This is a genomic window from Staphylococcus intermedius NCTC 11048 (assembly GCF_002902385.1).
Taxonomy (GTDB): domain Bacteria; phylum Bacillota; class Bacilli; order Staphylococcales; family Staphylococcaceae; genus Staphylococcus; species Staphylococcus intermedius.
This window is the reverse complement of the sequence record NZ_PPQH01000109.1, coordinates 1-3,410: the sequence shown is the minus strand read 5'-3', so window position 1 is coordinate 3,410 and position 3,410 is coordinate 1. Positions and strand designations below refer to the sequence as shown.

The 3,410-nt window shown below is 28.6% G+C and carries 5 protein-coding genes and 1 pseudogene; 1 reads left to right on the top strand and 5 read right to left on the bottom strand.

From position 1 onward, the window contains the following. Nucleotides 1-93: 93 nt before the first annotated feature. A pseudogene (locus tag CD138_RS14740) lies at nucleotides 94-219 on the top strand (YolD-like family protein); the annotation flags it as partial. Between the two features lie 133 nt (nucleotides 220-352). Here CD138_RS14740 and CD138_RS14395 read toward each other — a convergent pair. The 5 genes from CD138_RS14395 to CD138_RS13120 form a co-directional block, all read right to left on the bottom strand. Further along, on the bottom strand, nucleotides 353-505 hold the full coding sequence (locus CD138_RS14395) for a hypothetical protein (RefSeq protein WP_019168348.1): 153 nt from the start codon (nucleotides 503-505) through the stop codon (nucleotides 353-355). A gap of 24 nt (nucleotides 506-529) precedes the next feature. Then, the gene (locus tag CD138_RS13135; RefSeq protein ID WP_002478490.1) at nucleotides 530-1,585 is read right to left on the bottom strand and encodes a methyltransferase domain-containing protein; all 1,056 of its coding nucleotides are present in this window, start codon (nucleotides 1,583-1,585) and stop codon (nucleotides 530-532) included. Between the two features lie 19 nt (nucleotides 1,586-1,604). Further along, nucleotides 1,605-2,489 (bottom strand): permease, encoded by an 885-nt coding sequence (locus CD138_RS13130; RefSeq protein WP_096602025.1) that lies wholly within the window; start codon nucleotides 2,487-2,489, stop codon nucleotides 1,605-1,607. 88 nt (nucleotides 2,490-2,577) lie between these two features. Continuing rightward, entirely contained in the window at nucleotides 2,578-2,898 is a 321-nt protein-coding gene (locus CD138_RS13125) for an ArsR/SmtB family transcription factor (protein WP_019167579.1), read from the bottom strand. A gap of 29 nt (nucleotides 2,899-2,927) precedes the next feature. Then, nucleotides 2,928-3,119, bottom strand: a complete 192-nt coding sequence (locus CD138_RS13120) for a hypothetical protein (RefSeq protein WP_081583071.1) — start codon at nucleotides 3,117-3,119, stop codon at nucleotides 2,928-2,930. Between the last annotated feature and the right edge of the window lie 291 nt (nucleotides 3,120-3,410).

Here is a 3,410-nt window from a genome sequence, read left to right as displayed (position 1 = left end):
AATTCTGGTTGTAATACTTCCAACTACTTTATGAAATAAATTACACTTCATAAATAAGAACATATGTTCTATAATATGATTGAGGTGTTACTAATGAATATAATTAATCCTAACCTTCCTGAACCATATAAATATGAAACTGATTTTCGCAATATACCCAGGGAATATTTAAATCCTCGTATTCCTCAAGGTCGTGGAATTATTAAGTGGCAACCTTTCGTTATATGTACTAATTTATAGCAAACACTTATTTTATAGTCTTTTTACGTATTAGTCATATATAATATATAAAATCTTTTATAATAAAATCGTGAGAGAACTTTGATATTCTCTCACGATTTAATGACTCAACTTAACAGCATCCATCATTTTTATGCTGATTTTTTTCTTTATTTTCTTTATTTTCTTCTATTTTCTCTTTTTTTTCCTCAATTTCTACAGAACAACAAGCTTGTTCTTTTGGTTTTAATTTAGAAATTGCTTTTTTAAATGCATTCTTTTCCATTGTAACACCTCCTTTAATTATTATTTAACATCCACATGATGTATCGCAGCATTCACTTTTATTAATTATTTCTTCGTTTTCATCTATAAATTCAAAAACATCTTTATATGGTTCTTGCTTTAATATATTAAAGGTTTTTTCACATACAAAGGTTCTTTCGCCTCGTTCAAAAATATGGTCATCATCATCTTCAATATGTTTAAATGGACCTTTGTATATAACAGATTGTCCTTTATCAATACATGGACCTTCTTTACCTTTGTGAGCTATAATCGTCATACTTCTAAAATCAATACCTTCAATAGTAGTCCATGTCTTTTCGCGTTTATCAATTTCTACACCATAAAATCCTACTTTTTCAAAAGCCTCTACAAATGATTTTTCTTCAATGGCTCCTGAATAACAACCACTCCATAAGTTTTCGTCTTGTCTCAACTTTTCAGGTACTTCTACATTAGAAACGATATCTGAGATTACTGCTTTACCACCATCTTTTAAAACACGATAAATTTCTCTGAATAGTGCTTCTTTTTCATCTGTTGAAACTAGGTTTAGAACACAATTTGATATAACCACATCTATACTATTATCCTTTATCATAGTCATTTCATTTTCTAAGTAATTAATATATTGTTTAATAGATTGATAAGTATCTAAGTTGTTAGCAGGATGTTCTTGTATATATTTATCGAGTTCTTCTAAATCTAATTTTAAGTTTTGAATTTTTCCTTTATGAAAAATAACATTATCATAACCAATTCTTTCAATCATTTGATTCTGATATTTTTTAGCAAGATTTAACATATCATCGTTCATGTCTATGCCAATAACTTTGCCTGTTTCACCAACAATTTGAGAAACTATATAAGGAACTTTGCCACCACCAGAACCTAAATCTAATACTGTATCTCCTTCTTTGATTTTACCTAAAGGATCTCCACAACCATAATCTTTCTCTATGATTTCATCTGGTATAATCTTTAAGTACTTTGTATCATATTCTACTGGGCAACATAAATTTTCTTCATGTTTTTTAGCAGCATTTCCATATCTATTGATTACTGAAGTTTCTTGATTCATTAATTTATCCTCCTTAAACTTAAACAATCGTATTAACTATTAATCCTGTAGCAATAGCTACAACTAAAATTGCGATTACGAATGAGACTACAAATTTTTTCTTGAATAATTTAGATAATAATACTACTTCTGGAATACTTGCACCAGCACCACCTATTATCAACGCAACTACTGTTCCTAAAGACATCCCTTTTGATACTAATGCCTCAGCTATAGGTAACATTGTTTCAGGTCTGATATACATTGGAATGCCTATAACAGATCCAATGAATACGGATATAACGCCATCTCCACTTGCGTATTTTGTAATAAATGTTTCGGGTACAAATCCATATATGAATGCTCCAATAAATACACCAATAAATAGGTAAGGAAGCATTGGATATAAAAATGCCCACGCATCATTTAATGCTTGTTTAAAACGAGATCCCGTTTTATTGGCAAAAAATCCATCTCCTTTAACATTTACGCCTTTATAACTTTCAACCAAATTCATTTTTGAAAACACAAGACCTGTAAAGATACTAAATATTGCTAGTACAATAAAATAAACTATTGCAACTTTCCAGCCCAATAAAACCCATAGCATAAACACCATTAATGGATTCATTAATGGTGAAGCAATTAAGAAACTCATCGCTGGACCAAAAGGTACTTTAGAATTTAATAGACCTGCAAGTATTGGAATAGTTGAACAAGAACAAAAGGGAGTAATCGCACCAAATATCATCCCAAAAAAATAATTGATTCCTTGGTTAGACTTACTTAACATGCTTTTGATTTTATCTTCCGAAACTACTTGTTGGATTAGACTTACAATAAAACTTACGATTATGAACAGTATTAATAATTCAAAAAATAGCATTAAAAATGTTTTTATGAATTCTATAATTGAATCTAACATCAGTATAACGCCTCCGAATTTCTTTAATCAACTTTTTTTGATTAATTAATCAAAAAAAATTGATCTGTTTTGTATTAAAAGAAGATACTCATAGTATCTTACAACAAGTATCTTTATTTAAAACTACCTGTATTTGTCGCTCATTAATTTTATAATAGTTCCATGTACCATACTTTTCAGCAATAAGAATATTCGCATCTACTAATTTTTTTAGATGATAAGAAAGTTTAGATTGCTTTAATTCTAATAATTCTTCCAAATCACAGACACACAAAGATTGTGTATCACTCTGACGTATTGAATGTAAAATTTTAAGTCTAATTTTATCAGCAAGTGCTTCAAACATCTTTTCATAAAAGTTTAATTGTTCTTCTTCATCTGCATCTGGATTGACCTTGATTACTTCCATTTAATCACTTCCATTCTGTTATCAAATAGTTATTTAAGTTCTTGAATTGCTTGTTTAAAGTTATGTGCTGTTATTTCACCGTATGCTTCAATATTATCTTTGAAGAAAGAACTTTTCATATATGCTACAGCTTCATTTAAATATATGTCTTTTGAAGTCATAACTAACTTTAAATAACCAATAAAATAATCTACAGATAAATTACCTGCATGATTTACCACCAAAGTTTTCCCTCCAATATTCCAAATAATACATCAACTTTTTTTGATATATTAAACTTAACACTTTTTTAGAATAATTTCAAATCCAAATGAGTAAAACCCTTGCTAAAATCGAACATACGTTCTATTATAATATTGAGGTGCTTTTATGTTACTCAATTCTAACATTCCAGATGAATATAAAGATGAAACGGACGGTTCTGTTGCAAAGTTAAATATGTAGTATAATTTTAATAAAAAGGAGCATTCTACATGAACTATTTCAGATGTAAACAATTTAATAAAGACGTC

Bases quoted from the DNA above. Each gene is read 5' to 3' on its own strand.
- CD138_RS14395 (WP_019168348.1), bottom strand. From the start codon at position 505: ATGGAAAAGAATGCATTTAAAAAAGCAATTTCTAAATTAAAACCAAAA.
- CD138_RS13135 (WP_002478490.1), bottom strand. From the start codon at position 1,585: ATGAATCAAGAAACTTCAGTAATCAATAGATATGGAAATGCTGCTAAA.
- CD138_RS13130 (WP_096602025.1), bottom strand. From the start codon at position 2,489: ATGTTAGATTCAATTATAGAATTCATAAAAACATTTTTAATGCTATTT.
- CD138_RS13125 (WP_019167579.1), bottom strand. From the start codon at position 2,898: ATGGAAGTAATCAAGGTCAATCCAGATGCAGATGAAGAAGAACAATTA.